The organism is Bartonella sp. AS69XJJH (assembly GCF_042195585.1).
Classification (GTDB): domain Bacteria; phylum Pseudomonadota; class Alphaproteobacteria; order Rhizobiales; family Rhizobiaceae; genus Bartonella.
This window is the reverse complement of the sequence record NZ_JBHIOO010000004.1, coordinates 94,014-109,866: the sequence shown is the minus strand read 5'-3', so window position 1 is coordinate 109,866 and position 15,853 is coordinate 94,014. Positions and strand designations below refer to the sequence as shown.

11 protein-coding genes and 2 pseudogenes are annotated in these 15,853 nt (G+C 41.3%); 4 read left to right on the top strand and 9 right to left on the bottom strand.

Annotated elements, in window-relative coordinates:
• Window positions 1–213 precede the first annotated feature (213 nt).
• From ACFIK6_RS03340 to clpB, 4 genes and pseudogenes are all read right to left on the bottom strand, one after another.
• Window positions 214–1,449 carry an MFS transporter gene (locus ACFIK6_RS03340; protein ID WP_375677368.1) on the bottom strand — a complete coding sequence of 412 codons (1,236 nt, stop codon included), beginning with the start codon at window positions 1,447–1,449 and terminating at the stop codon, window positions 214–216.
• Between the two features lie 690 nt (window positions 1,450–2,139).
• Window positions 2,140–2,536, bottom strand: a pseudogene (locus ACFIK6_RS03335) (type II toxin-antitoxin system VapC family toxin).
• A pseudogene (locus tag ACFIK6_RS03330) lies at window positions 2,533–2,784 on the bottom strand (AbrB/MazE/SpoVT family DNA-binding domain-containing protein). The pseudogenes ACFIK6_RS03335 and ACFIK6_RS03330 overlap by 4 nt, the downstream one beginning before the upstream one ends.
• A 751-nt stretch (window positions 2,785–3,535) precedes the next feature.
• On the bottom strand, window positions 3,536–6,115 hold the full coding sequence (gene clpB / locus ACFIK6_RS03325) for an ATP-dependent chaperone ClpB (RefSeq protein ID WP_375641772.1): 2,580 nt from the start codon (window positions 6,113–6,115) through the stop codon (window positions 3,536–3,538).
• A gap of 2,488 nt (window positions 6,116–8,603) precedes the next feature.
• On the opposite strand from clpB, the gene ACFIK6_RS03320 reads away from it, so the two are divergent.
• Window positions 8,604–8,975 carry a helix-turn-helix domain-containing protein gene (locus tag ACFIK6_RS03320; RefSeq protein WP_375677367.1) on the top strand — a complete coding sequence of 124 codons (372 nt, stop codon included), beginning with the start codon at window positions 8,604–8,606 and terminating at the stop codon, window positions 8,973–8,975.
• 442 nt (window positions 8,976–9,417) lie between these two features.
• A complete protein-coding gene (locus ACFIK6_RS03315; protein ID WP_375677367.1) occupies window positions 9,418–9,789 on the top strand; it encodes a helix-turn-helix domain-containing protein in 372 nt (123 codons plus the stop codon).
• 423 nt (window positions 9,790–10,212) lie between these two features.
• On the opposite strand, the gene ACFIK6_RS03310 is transcribed toward ACFIK6_RS03315, so the two are convergent.
• Window positions 10,213–11,421 (bottom strand): MFS transporter, encoded by a 1,209-nt coding sequence (locus tag ACFIK6_RS03310; RefSeq protein WP_375641798.1) that lies wholly within the window; start codon window positions 11,419–11,421, stop codon window positions 10,213–10,215.
• A 373-nt stretch (window positions 11,422–11,794) separates the two neighbouring features.
• Here ACFIK6_RS03310 and ACFIK6_RS03305 point away from each other — a divergent pair, with 373 nt between their 5' ends.
• The gene (locus tag ACFIK6_RS03305) at window positions 11,795–11,926 is read left to right on the top strand and encodes a hypothetical protein (RefSeq protein ID WP_375641770.1); all 132 of its coding nucleotides are present in this window, start codon (window positions 11,795–11,797) and stop codon (window positions 11,924–11,926) included.
• 580 nt (window positions 11,927–12,506) lie between these two features.
• Here the strand turns inward: ACFIK6_RS03305 and yacG are convergent.
• The 4 genes from yacG to ACFIK6_RS03285 all read right to left on the bottom strand — a co-directional run bounded on the left by yacG (window position 12,507) and on the right by ACFIK6_RS03285 (window position 14,549).
• Window positions 12,507–12,791 (bottom strand): DNA gyrase inhibitor YacG, encoded by a 285-nt coding sequence (gene yacG, locus ACFIK6_RS03300; protein ID WP_375641769.1) that lies wholly within the window; start codon window positions 12,789–12,791, stop codon window positions 12,507–12,509.
• A 21-nt stretch (window positions 12,792–12,812) separates the two neighbouring features.
• Window positions 12,813–13,526, bottom strand: a complete 714-nt coding sequence (locus tag ACFIK6_RS03295) for a Maf family nucleotide pyrophosphatase (RefSeq protein WP_375641797.1) — start codon at window positions 13,524–13,526, stop codon at window positions 12,813–12,815.
• A 219-nt stretch (window positions 13,527–13,745) separates the two neighbouring features.
• Complete coding sequence (gene infA / locus ACFIK6_RS03290) at window positions 13,746–13,964, bottom strand: translation initiation factor IF-1 (RefSeq protein ID WP_004857577.1); 219 nt, start codon at window positions 13,962–13,964, stop codon at window positions 13,746–13,748.
• Window positions 13,965–14,411: 447 nt separating this feature from the next.
• A complete protein-coding gene (locus ACFIK6_RS03285; RefSeq protein WP_375677366.1) occupies window positions 14,412–14,549 on the bottom strand; it encodes a hypothetical protein in 138 nt (45 codons plus the stop codon).
• A gap of 885 nt (window positions 14,550–15,434) precedes the next feature.
• Here ACFIK6_RS03285 and ACFIK6_RS03280 point away from each other — a divergent pair.
• On the top strand, window positions 15,435–15,806 hold the full coding sequence (locus tag ACFIK6_RS03280) for a helix-turn-helix domain-containing protein (protein ID WP_375641768.1): 372 nt from the start codon (window positions 15,435–15,437) through the stop codon (window positions 15,804–15,806).
• The last annotated feature ends 47 nt before the right edge of the window (window positions 15,807–15,853 follow it).

Genomic DNA, 15,853 nt, shown 5'->3' with positions numbered 1-15,853 from the left:
GTAAACGAACCCAGCTTTTTGCCTAGTAGCCTTACAGTCTTCAGACACCCCTCCTCAAACAACAGCACTTCATCAAGCTCAACAAATCAAGCCCTGCCCTCAAATATTCTAGCTCTTCACTCACCCCTTTAAAGAGCAGTATTTTTACATCATGAACAGGATAATTAACGAACCGTCTTATAAAAAAGAAACGGCATAGAAATATTAGATATATCAATGGTTGTCATCGACTGTCGTATTATGAGGTGTTAACTCTTTATTTTTCTTAATTTTTACAACGCCAATCATTCCAGTAGAAATAATGAAGGCAGACATCGCTAAAAAGGAGCTTAACAATCCCACGAATGCCAAAAGTCCAGCAATAAAGCCAGACATTGCTTCCGCAGAGTTTGCTAAAGTTGAAAAGGTTCCAAAACTCTTACCAAAATCTTCACAACGAGAGTATAATTGAATGGCTGAGACTAAACTAATATCCACAAAGGCACCAATAAATCCTAAAACAAATGCTAACACGAGAAGGAATTTTAAATAAATTTCTGCAGCTAAGGGCATAACAAACAGAATAACCCCATAAAGAAGCCAAAATACCATGAGCTTCAAAGATGTAACCTTGAATATAATTTTATGATATAACAAACCACCGACAATAGTTCCAACAGCCATGAGAGAAAAAATATAACTCACAAGGCTCTCCTCTCCCCCTATAAAGAGAACAAAAGCTGGAATTAAAAATCTTAAAATAGCCCCCGTAAAGAGAATAGCAAACGACGATCCAACGAGCGTAATAAATAAATGTTTATTTTCAGTAGAAATATATTTAAGATAAGAAGCCGTTTCTCGATAAATATTTATAAAATTGAATGATTTATTCTCATTTGAATTTAAATTCATGAGATTAAATAACACGATAATAGATATAAAATAGGTAAAAAAATCAAAAATGAGTACTGCCGATTTATTTGCTAAAAAAAGCAGTAGGGAACATACCAAAGGACCAATGACAGATGCAGTTTCAATTATAATTTGAGCAACGCTATTTGCCTTTGTAAGATCCTTTGTTGAAAACATCCTAGGAATAGCAGCTTGAAAACTTGGTTGGAAAATACTTCTTCCGATCGTTGTACACATTGCCGCGAAAATAAGAACAATAATATGCGCAGTCCCTGTTATAGTGGTTATCAAAACGAATAATGAGGAAAATAATCTCACCAATTCACTTAAGATCATATTTTTCTTCAAAGAAAAATTATCCGCTAACCAACCTCCTATAGGGCCAAAAAAGAGAAAAGGGATAAATCGAAAAAAATACACAAGACCTATAAAAAAGGTGTTATCTGTTAATTCTAAGACCAGTAAAACAAAAACAACTTCATAAGCATAATCACCAACTTTAGAAATAAAGAGAGAGGAAAAAAGAGCTAAAGGACTCTTTTTTAAAAATGAATTCATACCAACCATCCGATATTAAACTTTTCTACAGTTAAAGTTACACTCCCTTCAATAAAATTGGTGATATGAACTTCAAAGGAACGCCCAATCAGTGTTCAAAATACCCCCGCCTAATAAAGTATCCCATACCTGATATCGCCCCAAAAGAGCAGTATTTTAGGGTATAATTGGATAAATTTATCATAGAACAGTGTCTTAACAAAAAAATCTTGAGATATTGTCTGGTATCGCGGACAAACAAATAACTGTCGTTTAACAAAGAAATCCTCAGATAACACAGAATGCTTGAAAACAGAGGCTATTTAAACATTGAATACCAACACAATGTCAAAAAAGCATGACTTAACTAAATTTAAAAAACTTAAACAGAAAAAAATCAATTAAAAACTTCAAAAAATATAGGTCATTTAAGAGAAAAATGCTATAAGGTTAAAAAAGCGAGATCGCTCATTCCTATACCCCGCTCATTCCTATACCCCGCTCATTCCTATACCCCGCTCATTCCTACACCCCACTCATTCCTATACCCCACTCATTCCTATACCCCACTCATTCCTACACCCCGCTCATTCCTACACCCCGCTCATTCCTATACCCACTCATTCCTACACCCACTCATTCCTACACCCACTCATTCCTACACCCACTCATTCCTATACTAATGACAACATCACGATCTTAACTTACGTGTTAGGAAAGGAATCTTGCTGACTGCCCATTTTGGATTAACAGGTCTATTGCTAATTTATCAAATGAAACAAAGGTTTCACCACCTAGCCAATGCCCTTATAAGATATAATTCCATCAGCAAAATCTCCACCAGCCTCAAGAATAGCAAATCCTGCTTTAACACCAAGTCGATTCATGACGACATTACCAGTTGCTAGCAGATCGCGTAACATTCCAGCTGCATCTTCTTTTGATACACTTGCACCTCGGCAAAGTATCCAAACAAGTTCGCATAGACAAGGTAAAGAAATAGCGATGAGAGAAGCTTCTCTTAAGATTTTACTTGCTATTTTCCCTTGCTTTTATCATCTTGTAAAACAGCGCGGGCTAGAACATTTGTGTCTACAGAAATCTTCATTTTTCCCCCGCCCAACCAGAAGCAGCAATTTCGTTCATTTCTTCCACAATCAGTGTTTTTTAAACTTTTCCAGCAAATCGTCCGATAAAGCTCTCAATTGTGCTTGTAGGCTGTGCTGCTTTTATACGAAGTTCACCACCTGGTAACTTATCAAAGTTGATCCGCTCACCTGGTTTAACACCAAAGTGCTGGAGTAAATCCCGCTTCAGCGTCACTTGTCCCTTTGCTGTAACAGTTAATGAAGACATAGAAAAAACCTCTTCATATAGGTATCGCTATTGAATATATATAATAATGAAAAATTCAATTACTTTCTTAAAATTGCCAAAGAGCTACAGGGCTGAGCCTAAACGTGAGGAATTGTAAAATATATTCGTTTTCATACCGGAATATATGCCTGATTATACCCGAAAAATACGAGAACTTGAACGCCTCCCTGCCTTAAAAAACGGTGCTTTATAGCATAAGAGAATGTGTTGAATTGAAGATGATCATGTTCCATCATCCATTAGCCACTGACACAAGTACGATCAATACGAAAAGCTTTTAAAGCAGAAAAACGCACATCACCGAAAAAATGAGAGAGCCGTGCATTTTACGCATCCCCCACCTTTTGCTTAAACAGCAAAATTCCAATCCATCGTCAAAATATCTTCGTCTAAAATTCTCCATACCACAGATCAGCCCCCTCAAAGAACAATGTTTTACGGCGGATAAACAGCATTTCTCTTTAACGCTTTTACGCATAAAACAATCCCGCTTGTGACTTCACTTATAACATTGCAAGAAGATAGCTTTCACCACAAACAGAAGTAAAAGAATCCTACGATATTGGAGAACGCTCATTTAACATGCAAAAACACCGACCACTCCCTTTTCTTTGCAATAAAACACCGCTGTCTCATCGTGAATTTTTCTAAATCAGCACGCCTTAAAGGAGCGGTGTTTTATCACATAATAGGATTATCACCGCCCTTTATAGCGTGAATTTCTCCAAACTTAATCTTCAGGCAAAAATTCCAACCGATCGCCTTGTTTTGTAATTTTCACCGTTGTTTCATCGTGAATTTTTCCAAATAAGATATTTTCCGCCAGTGGATCTTGAATTTCTTTTTGGATAATCCGTTTAAGCGGACGCGCACCATAGAGCGGATCATAGCCCTTATCGGCAAGAAATTTTCTCACCTCTGGCTCAATTTGCAAAGTTATTTTGCGTTCATTGAGCAAATTTTGCAAATGTTCTATCTGAATATCGACGATCGATTCCATATCGTGACGTTGCAGCCTTTGAAAGAGAATAATCTCATCAATACGGTTTAAAAATTCAGGGCGAAAAGCCGCTTTCACGACATTCATGACATCATTTTTTGCTTGGTCAACGGTTTGCCCTTCAGGCAAAGCGGTTAAAAATTCAGCACCAAGATTAGAAGTCATAATCAGCAAGGTATTGCGAAAATCAACGGTACGTCCTTGACTATCGGTCAAACGTCCCTCATCAAGCACTTGCAACAAGAGATTAAAAATATCAGGATGTGCTTTTTCAATTTCGTCGAACAGAATGACCTGGTAAGGTCTTCTACGCACAGCTTCCGTCAGCACCCCTCCCTCTTCATATCCGACATATCCAGGCGGCGCCCCAATCAGCCGCGCCCCAGCATGTTTTTCCATATATTCAGACATATCGATACGCAACATGGCATTGGAGTCTTGGAACAGAAAAGCGGCAAGAGCTTTAGTTAATTCGGTTTTTCCCACACCAGTAGGACCCAAAAACATGAAAGAGCCAAGCGGACGATTGGGATCCTGCAACCCTGCGCGCGCACGGCGTACAGCGCGAGAAACAGCTTGAACAGCTTCACCCTGCCCAATCACACGTTTGCTAATTTCATCTTCCATACGCAACAGAGACTCCCGTTCTGCCTCCAGCATTCGATCAACAGGAATACCAGTCCAGCGTGAAACAATCCGTGCCACATGTTCAGCTGTGACCGTTTCTTCAACGAGATGATTTTGTTGATCATCATTTTCAGCGATGCTCAATTGTTTTTCAAGTTCAGGGATAACGCTATAAGCAAGCTCTCCAGCGCGTTGAAATTGTCCATCACGCTGAGCAATAGCCAAAGCATTACGTGCTTCTTCGAGTTGTTTTTTCAAATCAGCAGCATGCCCTAATTTTTGTTTCTCAGCCTGCCAAGCCGTTGTCATCTCAGCGGACTGTTGTTCCAATGTTTTCAGTTCCTCCTGCACATTTTTCAAACGTTCTTTTGCTGTTGGCTCGACATCTGTTTTCAAAGCTTCCCGTTCAATCTTCAACTGTAAAATACGCCGATCAACAGCATCGAGTTCTTCCGGCTTTGAATCAACCTGCATCCGCAACCGCGCCGCCGCTTCATCAATAAGATCAATAGCTTTATCCGGCAAGAAGCGATCCGTAATATAGCGGTTAGACAAACGCGCCGCCGCAATCAAAGCACTATCTGCCAAGCGCACTTTGTGATGTTGTTCATATTTTTCCTTAATACCGCGCAAAATAGAGATAGTATCCTCTAAAGAAGGTTCCGGCACAAAGACAGGCTGGAAGCGGCGTGCAAGAGCAGCATCTTTTTCGACATATTTTCGATATTCATCGAGCGTAGTAGCGCCCACACAATGGAGCTCTCCACGTGCAAGAGCAGGCTTTAACAAGTTAGAAGCATCCATAGGCCCATCGGATTTTCCAGCCCCCACGAGATTATGCAATTCATCAATAAACAAAATGATCTGACCGTTTTCAGCTTGCACCTCTGCCAGCACCGCTTTAAGACGCTCTTCGAATTCTCCACGATACTTTGCACCAGCGATAAGTGCTCCCATATCCAGCGCATGAAGCTGTTTATCACGCAAAGTTTCAGGCACATCACCATTAACAATGCGCAATGCCAACCCTTCCACAATAGCTGTTTTCCCCACCCCTGGTTCACCGATCAGCACAGGATTATTTTTGGTCCGCCGTGAAAGCACCTGAATAGTGCGGCGGATTTCCTCTTCCCGCCCAATAACAGGATCAAGTTTTCCTTCACGAGCATCTTTTGTCAAATCACGAGCATATTTTTGCAAAGCATCATATTGGCTTTCGGCATGGGAACTTGTTGCTGTTTTCCCCTTCCGCAAATCATTAATAGTCTGATTAAGCGCTTGCGCTTTCAACCCTCCGCTTGTAAGAATATCAGCGGTTTTTGCGGTCTTTTCCATGATCAGCGCTTGCAACACACGCTCCACAGTCACAAATTGATCACCAGCTTTTTTCGCCAGATCTTCCGCCATGTTAAAGACTTTTGCCAAAGGCTGAGAGAGATAGAGCTGCCCATTTCCCCCTTGCACTTTAGGCAAAGCCTCAAGTGCTTCGTTAAGCGCCTTTCGAATAAGAGTAAGATCACCACCCGCTTTTTGGATCAGTGATGCTGCCAATCCTTGAGAATCGTCTAATAACACTTTCAACAGATGCTCCGGCAAAAACTGCTGATGATCAGAAGAGAGGGCACCACTTTGTGCTGATTGTAAAAAACCTTGCAACCGTTCGCTATATTTTTCCAAGTTCATTTTTTTTCCTTAAATCTCAAGCCACCACCGCACTTTAAATTCCCCCAACATTCCAAAAAAGAGACATCTTCAAAGAACCAACCACCCCCCACAAAACACTGCAAATGATGCCACATGAAGAAGAACCGTAGTGCTAAAAAGAATATGGGTCCTCACAAGCCCTATAGCAAGAGGGAAAGAAAGGCACACTGTCATTATTTAAATAAAAACTGCAACTCCCCTATACCCCACTCTTATCCACCCCCACCCCTTGTCCATACACACTCTCTTCACCCTCCATTCCACGCACCCCTCTCTCCCCGTCACACACTTAACCCCCCTCTTCCTCCCAACGTCCCCCTCCATTCACAAAAACACTTCCCCAATCCTCTCACCACATTCCATACCATGACAAAAGCCCAACAAGCCCCCAAGCCTACACAATGCATAAATCCTCCACGACCTTGAACTTCCACTTACACTTTTACAGATCCACATTTTTACGCTTTTACACATTCACAGAATAAGCCAAATGAAAGCCCCCCCGCTGCTCTATAAACATGGGTCTGTAAAAACAATCCAGCCTCTTACATGACCACTCTATGAAGCGTTTCTAAAAAGCCCCGACTGATTACTTCGTATAATTATCACCCACTCCTCAAACGAGCCGGTTTCACCAGACCAGACAGATAAGCCATGCCTTAAAATATTCCCCACACACTCTTCTTCAGTCAACGCGCCTAACACCCCTCTTCATCCCAGCTTTCCCCACTCCATTCACAGAAACTCTTTCCCCCATTTATCTCACCACATTCTACGCCATGATAAAAGCCCAACATGACCCCAAAACACGCACAACACATACCCCCTCCACTCCTTTTTCACGAATATACGTTTTTACGCTTTTACACATTCACAGAATAAAGCCAAATAAATTTTCCACATCACCACCCCCCGCCACTCTATAAACAATAGTCTATAAATGAACCCAGCTTTTTGCCTATTACCCTTACAGTCTTCAGACTATCCTCCTCAAACGACAGCACTTCATCAGACCAGACAGATAAGCCCACCCTCCTTAAACCAGACATTCTTCACGCATCTCTTCGCACCACCGCCTCTTAGACACACTCTTCTCTTATCCATACACACTCTCTCCAACCTCCATCCCCCCCATGCTCTCTTCTCCAACCAACGCGCTTAACACCCCTCTTCATCCCAACTTCCCCACTCCATTCACAGAAACTCTTTCCCCCATTTATCTGACCACATTCCATGCCATGACAAAAGCCCAACAAGCCCCCAAGCCTACACAATGCATAAATCCTCCACGACCTTGAACTTCCACTTCACTTTTACAGATCCACATTTTTACGCTTTTACACATTCACAGAATAAAGCCAAATAAATTTTCCACATCACCACCCCCCGCTGCTCTAAAAACAATGCTCTACAATTTAACTTCTTGCCTACCCCCCCCTATAAACTTCAGATCCCCCCCCACGCACTTCAGATCACCCCCTCAAACGAGACTGTTTCACCAGACCAGACAAGGAAATCCAGCCTACATATTCATCACACACTCTAAATAAAAAACACCTTGATAAATTGATATGCCTGATATCACCACCCCTATAAGCTCCCCTTCTAATCATGATTTCGGAGCCGCGTGAGAGGGACAAAACAATCCTAGGTTCTTTTTGTCAAGGACGCCGTTAGGCGCCCGTAAGGGTCTCCTTGACACTAAGAAGCAAGGCTTGTTAGTCCTCTCATTAAACGCGGGTCTGATCTCATGATTTTGGTGAGCGTTCCGGAGAGTTTGAGAGGCGGAAAGCCTCTCATTAAAAAATAAAGTTTATAAATAAAAACTATTTTTATTTGCCAATTTTCTGAAACTACTTTATTACTTAAAGGGTGAGTTTGGTCGTATACGCGACGATCAATAGGGAAGACAAGCCCTAAGCTCTAGCGTAAAAATAAACCCGCTTTACGGATATCTTGAGATTCCGGGAGATTTTGCTATGTCCAAGTGCGATGAGCACTAAAAGCAAAATGCTGACTCGGACTCAGTACTTGTTACTCCCGGAATACCAATGCGAGGGCGCTCGCCCCCAGCGGGGGCTTGAAGTGAAAACCAAAAATCCACATTTTATCGACATTTCTGATTAAGCAAAAAACGCGATTTATAATCCATATTTCGCACTTTTTTAAAAAGTACCCAATTTTATAGTCTTTGAGATTATTTTGATTTTTCTTGCCAATTTTCTGAAACTACTTTATTACTTAAAGGGTGAGTTTGGTCGTATACGCGACGATCAATAGGGAACTGAAAGCCCGAAACCTCGATACATAAGAATGAACCCACTTTTGTGGGTGTCCCGGGATTCCGGGAGATTTTGCTATGTCCAGGTGCGATGAGCACTAAAAGCAAAATGCTGATTCGAGGTCAGTGCTTTCAGGCTCCCGGAATACCAATGCGAGGGCGCTCGCAACCGGAGGGGGGCTTGAAGTGCAAACCAAAAATCCAAATTTTATCGACATTTTGATAGGCAAAAGAATCCGTCACAGACGCATTGCAATGGGAGTTTCCCAAAAAGAATTAGGAAGCTATTTAGGCGTCAGTTTCCAACAAATCCAGAAATACGAAAAAGGCTTTAATCGTGTAAGCGCAGGGTGTTTGCTAAAAATCGCCCAAAAACTAGATGTTCCCATGAGCTTTTTTTATGCAGACCTTGCCACAAAAGAGGATCTTTCAACAAAAGACACCCTCTTATACCACGATCAAGAAACCTACAGCGAAAAAGAACACACCCTTTTGAAAAACTTTAGAGACCTCCAGCCGAAAAAACAAAAAGCAATCTTATGGTTAATTTCTGATTAAGCAAAAGCGCAACGATCAACGTTATTCCATTCATATCCCCCCTTAAGTAAAATTCAAACCAGCTTCCCCTCAAACAACAGCACTTCATCAGGCTCAATAACTCAAGCCCTGCCCTCAAATATTCTAGCACACCACGCCCCCTCAAAAAGCAATGTTTTACGGCACAATAGAATCGAAATTTTTGATTTTTCTTGCTAATCTTCTGAAATTACTTTATCACTTAAAGTGTAATTTTGATCGTCTACGCACCGATCAAGAGGGATTCAAAAACCCTAAGCTCTAGCGTAAAATGAGCCCACTCTTGTGGGTATCCCGGAATTCCGGGAGTTTTTGCCATGTCCAGGTGTTCTTAGCACTAAAAGCAAAAAAACTGACTAGAGCTCAGTATTTTGACTCCCGGAATACCAATGCGAGGGCGCTCGCAACCGGAGGGGGGCTTGAAGTGCAAACCAAAAATCCAAATTTTATCGACATTTTGATAGGCAAAAGAATCCGTCACAGACGCATTGCAATGGGAGTTTCCCAAAAAGAATTAGGAAGCTATTTAGGCGTCAGTTTCCAACAAATCCAGAAATACGAAAAAGGCTTTAATCGTGTAAGCGCAGGGTGTTTGCTAAAAATCGCCCAAAAACTAGATGTTCCCATGAGCTTTTTTTATGCAGACCTTGCCACAAAAGAGGATCTTTCAACAAAAGACACCCTCTTATACCACGATCAAGAAACCTACAGCGAAAAAGAACACACCCTTTTGAAAAACTTTAGAGACCTCCAGCCGAAAAAACAAAAAGCAATCTTATGGTTAATTTCTGATTAAGCAAAAACGCAACGATCAATATATCCCCCCTGCCTAAAATTTCCCATACCTGATATCACCCCCCAAAGAGTGATGTTTTACAGCATGATAGGATAATTCACGCGATAGTTCGTTTTCTGTTTCCGTTATTGCTTTAAGTCAAGCTGCTTGAGGATCAGCGGCTGGGGTTTAAAGTTTGACTATTCGTAGCAAAGCAGAGTCAAACAAAAATGATATTGCTGCTCAAAACCATGCCCCCGATTGCGTTTACGAAACGGTAGAACAGTATCGAGAAAGCAAAGCCCCGAAAAAAACATATGAGTGGTTAAGTAAAAATCAAAGATTGCGCTTATAACGTTGAAAAAACGCCCGATGCTGGATTATTCCCACGCCCCTTAAATCTCAGAAAAATGATTTAAAACACATGTTTCGTTGATGAGCCAATCATTCAGAATGAATAATGAACAAAGAACGGTTCACAAATATCCTGATACCCAATAAACAGAATAATCCACTCAATCCAGAAAAAAGGAACAACTGCCCAGCCGAAGTATGACCTAAAACAAACGCTCCAACAAAGGGCGCCACCAACATAGCTAAATTTTGTATAGACTGCACCCATCCAGAAGCCAACCCAATCTGTTCATTGAAATTAGTGACCAGATAAACATTAGAAGATATGGAAAAGTAAGCACTCACCATTCCAATAAGAAAAAAACAGAGCAACAAAGTCTCAATACGGAGTAAATCCAAGTAAAAAAAGCACACAGAGATCAAGACAAAACAAACCATTGTTGACATTGCAGGCATTAACAATTCCGATATTTTTCCTGTAAGGGGTTTATGCTTTGATTGTTTCACTCTCCAAAACCCATAGAGGAAATTACCAATCCCTGAAGCGGATACCAGCATCCCAAGAGCCTGTTTATTCATTTTCAGTGCATTAAGGATGACAGGCAACTGATTATTCACCATAAAGATCATAGCAAAATACACAAACATCACCGCCACATAAGTATACCAAGTTGTTCCATAAAGCCTCTGTTGTGATTTTATGGTGTTCGCTGTTTTTACCATAAGAGACGAGACAGGTTGTGCACCAATAAAACAAAACACGATAAAGCCTAGCAATGTCAGAAATCCAGAAAACAATAAAGTATATGTATCTGACAAAAATGCAGAGAGAGCACTACCCAAAGCAGGTCCTATCATCTTCGCCATGCTATTGATCATGTTAAGAACAGAATAGTAACGAGTCCGTTCGTGTTTAGGCACAGAATTTGCACTGAGAACGGAAATTGCTGGAATAGCTAGACTATTGAATATCGCTCGAACAACTGCCAGTATAATAAATCCTTGCAGACTCGTCGCCATCAATAAACCAACAGTGCATAACGCCCGTAACAACAACGATGCACGCAACCAATGTATCATATAACGGCTACCGACCAACATTCCTATTGGCTTAGACAGAACGATACCAGGGAATAATGTTGCCGCTCCAATAAAAGCGACATCATATTGATTAGCTTTCCAGATGAACACAGATACGGTCAAAATCACGATATAATCAATCCAGCCCCCAAATGACACCATGCCATTACCCAGCAAAAGCACCAACAAGCGATTTTTTATTGCCCCGTCTATTTGCACCAAAACACGTCCCCCTCTTTTTCCTTAGCAGTACTTTAGCAATATTGATGAAATGATCAATTCTTGCCTCGTATCCTAAAGGCATCGACGACCTTCCCGCAACAAAGAAATTTATAATGATCCATGGTAAACAAAACCACTGGTGCTAAGTCTAGATATGTATTAAAACTTACACCATTGATTGAACTTAATCTGCGTCTTTGCGAATGATGACAATAACCAAGCCACTAATAATCCAACCCTTGAATCCGTTTATGATAATCCCGCGTGCCTCCCCTTCAGCTCCAACACAAAAAAACGCTCTGAGCGTTCTCTCCTAAAGAGAACTCTTTATTCTTCTTCATCACTTTTCTGTGTTAGCAAGACTGATGAGATGATCAATCTTGCCTCACACCCTCAAAGCATTATCGACCTTTCTGCAACAAAGCACCAACAAGCGATTGTTTGTTGCCCCGTCTATTTGCACCAAAACACGCCCCCCTCTTTTTCCTTAGCAGTACTTTAGCAATACTGATGAGATGATCAATCTTGCCTCACACCCTCAAAGCATTATCGACCTTTCCGCAACAAAGCACCAGCAAGCGATTGTTTGTTGCCCCGCCTATTTGCACCAAAACACGCCCCCCTCTTTTTCCTTAGCAATACTTTAGCAATACTGATGAGATGATCAATCTTGCCTCACACCCTCAAAGCATTAACAACCTTCCGCAACAAAGCACCAGCAAGCGATTGTTTGTTGCCCCGTCTATTTGCACCAAAACACGCGCCCCTCTTTTTCCTTAGCAGTACTTTAGCAATATTGATGAAATGATCAATTCTTGCCTCGTATCCTAAAGGCATCGACGACCTTCCCGCAACAAAGAAATTTATAATGATCCATGGTAAACAAAACCACTGGTGCTAAGTCTAGATATGTATTAAAACTTACACCATTGATTGAACTTAATCTGCGTCTTTGCGAATGATGACAATAACCAAGCCACTAATAATCCAACCCTTGAATCCGTTTATGATAATCCCGCGTGCCTCCCCTTCAGCTCCAACACAAAAAAACGCTCTGAGCGTTCTCTCCTAAAGAGAACTCTTTATTCTTCTTCATCACTTACTTGTGGTGGGGGTGGTAAAATATAAACGCCTGAAAGCCAACGATTAAGATCAATGGCTCGGCATCGTGTGGAACAAAAAGGATAAGAAGACTTTTGTGACATTTGACCACAAATAGGACAAGGATGCGGAGGGCGAGTCTCTTTTTGAAAATTTGGCTCTTTTTTTTCTTGGCGCCCCTTTGTCATCTTCTCCTTCATTAATTTTTCTTCTGTTCCTTTTTTTTCATTTTGGCTTTTCTCTTTTTGTTGCTTTTCACCTTGCATTGATCTTGCCTTAAAGTTTTTCTAATGCGTTTCTTCAGCCCAGTGCGTGAAAAGTGGATAGTGATAAGCAGTCAAGAGATCGGCTGTTTCAGCCAACGGTAAACCAACCACATTGGAGTAAGAACCAACCATATGGACGACGAAAGCACCGGCTTTTCCCTGAATAGCGTAGCCACCAGCTTTCCCTTCCCATTCACCAGAAGCAAGGTAAGCCTTCATCACGGCAGGGGTTAAGCGTCTAAAACGGACACGACTTTCAACCAATTTTACGGTTATTTTTCCACGTTCATTAAGCGCACAAATAGCGCCATAGACCTTATGCGCCCGCCCAGAAAGATATCGCAAACATTCATAAGCCTCGTCTTCCCCCTCTGGTTTAGGGAGAATGGTGCGCCCCACAGCCACCACCGTATCAGCGGCCAAGATAATCATTTTCTGTTGAGGTAATTTTTCTTGACCATTCTGCAACTCTTCTTGACTATTTTGATTGTACCAGCGCAAAATTTCTTGGGCTTTCAGCGCTTTTTCTTTTGCCAAACGTTTGGCAAGATTTGCAGGATGTTCTTTTAATTTTGGCGTTTCATCAATATCGCTTGCACAAACCTGCTGCGGATCAATCCCTATTTGTGCCAAAAGCGCCAAACGCCTTGGCGAAGCGGAAGCAAGCACCAAATGAATTTCTTCTGTAAGAGCATCTGCCAAACGTTTTTTCCCCCACTCTCTTATATTTTTCATTTCCACCCCTTCACAATCGACTTCCCTCTCACCCCCTTGAAGCACCCCCTTTTTAAACGCCATTAATCTCCTTTATTTTTTCCGCATTGATTTTACAGTTTTTCAAGGCCATTCAAACAGTTCCCTTTTTTCACTCATTGAAAAGCAAGCTTAAAAACTGTTAAAAAATAATAGAAATAATATGATGCTTTTAGAAAAAAGCACAAGCCACCCCTAAGGCTACTTATAGCGATATGTAATGCGCCCTTTTGTCAAATCATAAGGTGTCATTTCCACCATGATTTTATCACCGGCCAACACCCGAATACGATTTTTCCGCATTCTACCAGCGGTATGGGCAATAATTTCATGATCATTTTCCAGTTTCACACGAAACATTGCGTTCGGTAAGAGTTCAGTAACGATACCAGAAAATTCTAAAACTTCTTCTTTTGACATAAACAAACATTTCCTTTACAGTGCACATTTTTGTTAAGCTGTGCGTTATTTCCAGCGTTCATACCCTATTTTCTTAAGTTTGTGAATAAAAATTCAACAAAAAGGGAAAGGTTTTTCAAGTTTACTCTCTCATGTTCTCAAAAAACATCACCCCACCCATTGAGACTGAAAACTTTCTCTCTTCAAATTTTATCCGCCCATTTTCTCTTTTACCCGCTAATTTTCTCCAATTTTTATGATGATCTTGGTTTCAGAGTGACAAGAAATTACGCTAAATTTTCTCCCTTTCTCCCCCCTCAAGCGTTTTTCCCAACGCCTCTGACGGATCCCTCTCCACCACTTACAAACAATCATCATCCCTCCAACTTTTTCTCACCTTCCGCCTTCCACATCCTAAACATACGCTCCACACCTTAAACATACGCCATTTAGATAAATGCAAACACCTCACCCACACCACAAGCCTCCTCCTTTTTTCAAAAACATCCTCCATTCTTCACGCGGCCATCCACAACATCCTTCACCACCCCACACGCCACCTCTATGCATTTCCCATACAGCCTGCCCCATTTTTCCTCTCTCCACACATTTCCTCTAAGCCATTCCTTCCATTTATGTTACTCTTCACCTTGAAAACGCGATCCCTATACATTCCGTCTCATTAACCACAACGCCCCTAACGACATAAACCCTTTTCCTTTTTCACGAATATACGTTTTCACGCTTTTACACATTCACAGAAAGAAGCCAAATGAAACTTCCACCCCACCCCGCGCTGCCCTAAAAACAATGCTCTACAACTCAGCTTCTTGCCTAACCCCCCTATAAACTTCAGATCCCCCCCACGCACTTCAGATCACCCCCTCAAACGAGACTGTTTCACCAGACCAGACAAGGAAATCCAGCCTACATATTCATCACACACTCTAAATAAAAAACACCTTGATAAATTGATATGCCTGATATCACCACCCCTATAAGCTCCCCTTCTAATCATGATTTCGGAGCCGCGTGAGAGGGACAAAACAATCCTAGGTTCTTTTTGTCAAGGACGCCGTTAGGCGCCCGTAAGGGTCTCCTTGACACTAAGAAGCAAGGCTTGTTAGTCCTCTCATTAAACGCGGGTCTGATCTCATGATTTTGGTGAGCGTTCCGGAGAGTTTGAGAGGCGGAAAGCCTCTCATTAAAAAATAAAGTTTATAAATAAAAACTATTTTTATTTGCCAATTTTCTGAAATTACTTTATCACTTAAAGTATAATCTTGGTCGTCTACGCAGCGACCAAGAGGGAAGACAAACCCTAAGCTCTAGCGTAAAAACAAATCCGCTTTACGAATATCCCGGAATTCCGGGAGATTTTGCTATGTCCAAGTGCGATGAGCACTAAAAGCAAAAGGCTGACTGAGCTCAGTATTTTCAACCTCCCGGAATACCAATGCGAGGGCGCTCGCAACCGGAGGGGGGCTTGAAATGCAAACCAAAAATCCAAATTTTATCGATATTCTGATAGGCAAAAGAATCCGTCACAGACGCATTTCAATAGGACTTTCCCAAAAAGCATTAGGAAGCCATTTAGGCGTCAGTTTCCAACAAATACAAAAATACGAAAAAGGCTTTAATCGTGTAAGCGCAGGGTGTTTACTCGAAATCGCCCAAAAACTAGATGTTCCCATAAGCTTTTTTTATGCCGATATTACTACAAAAAAAAATCTCTCAACAAAAGAAAATGTCTCACACCATGATCAAGAAACATACAGCGAAAAAGAACACACCCTTTTGAAAAATTTTAGAGAGCTCCAGCCGAAAAAACAAAAAGCAATCTTGTGGCTGATGTCTGATTAAGCAAAAGCGTAACAATTGACATTATTCCATTCATACACCTCCTTTAA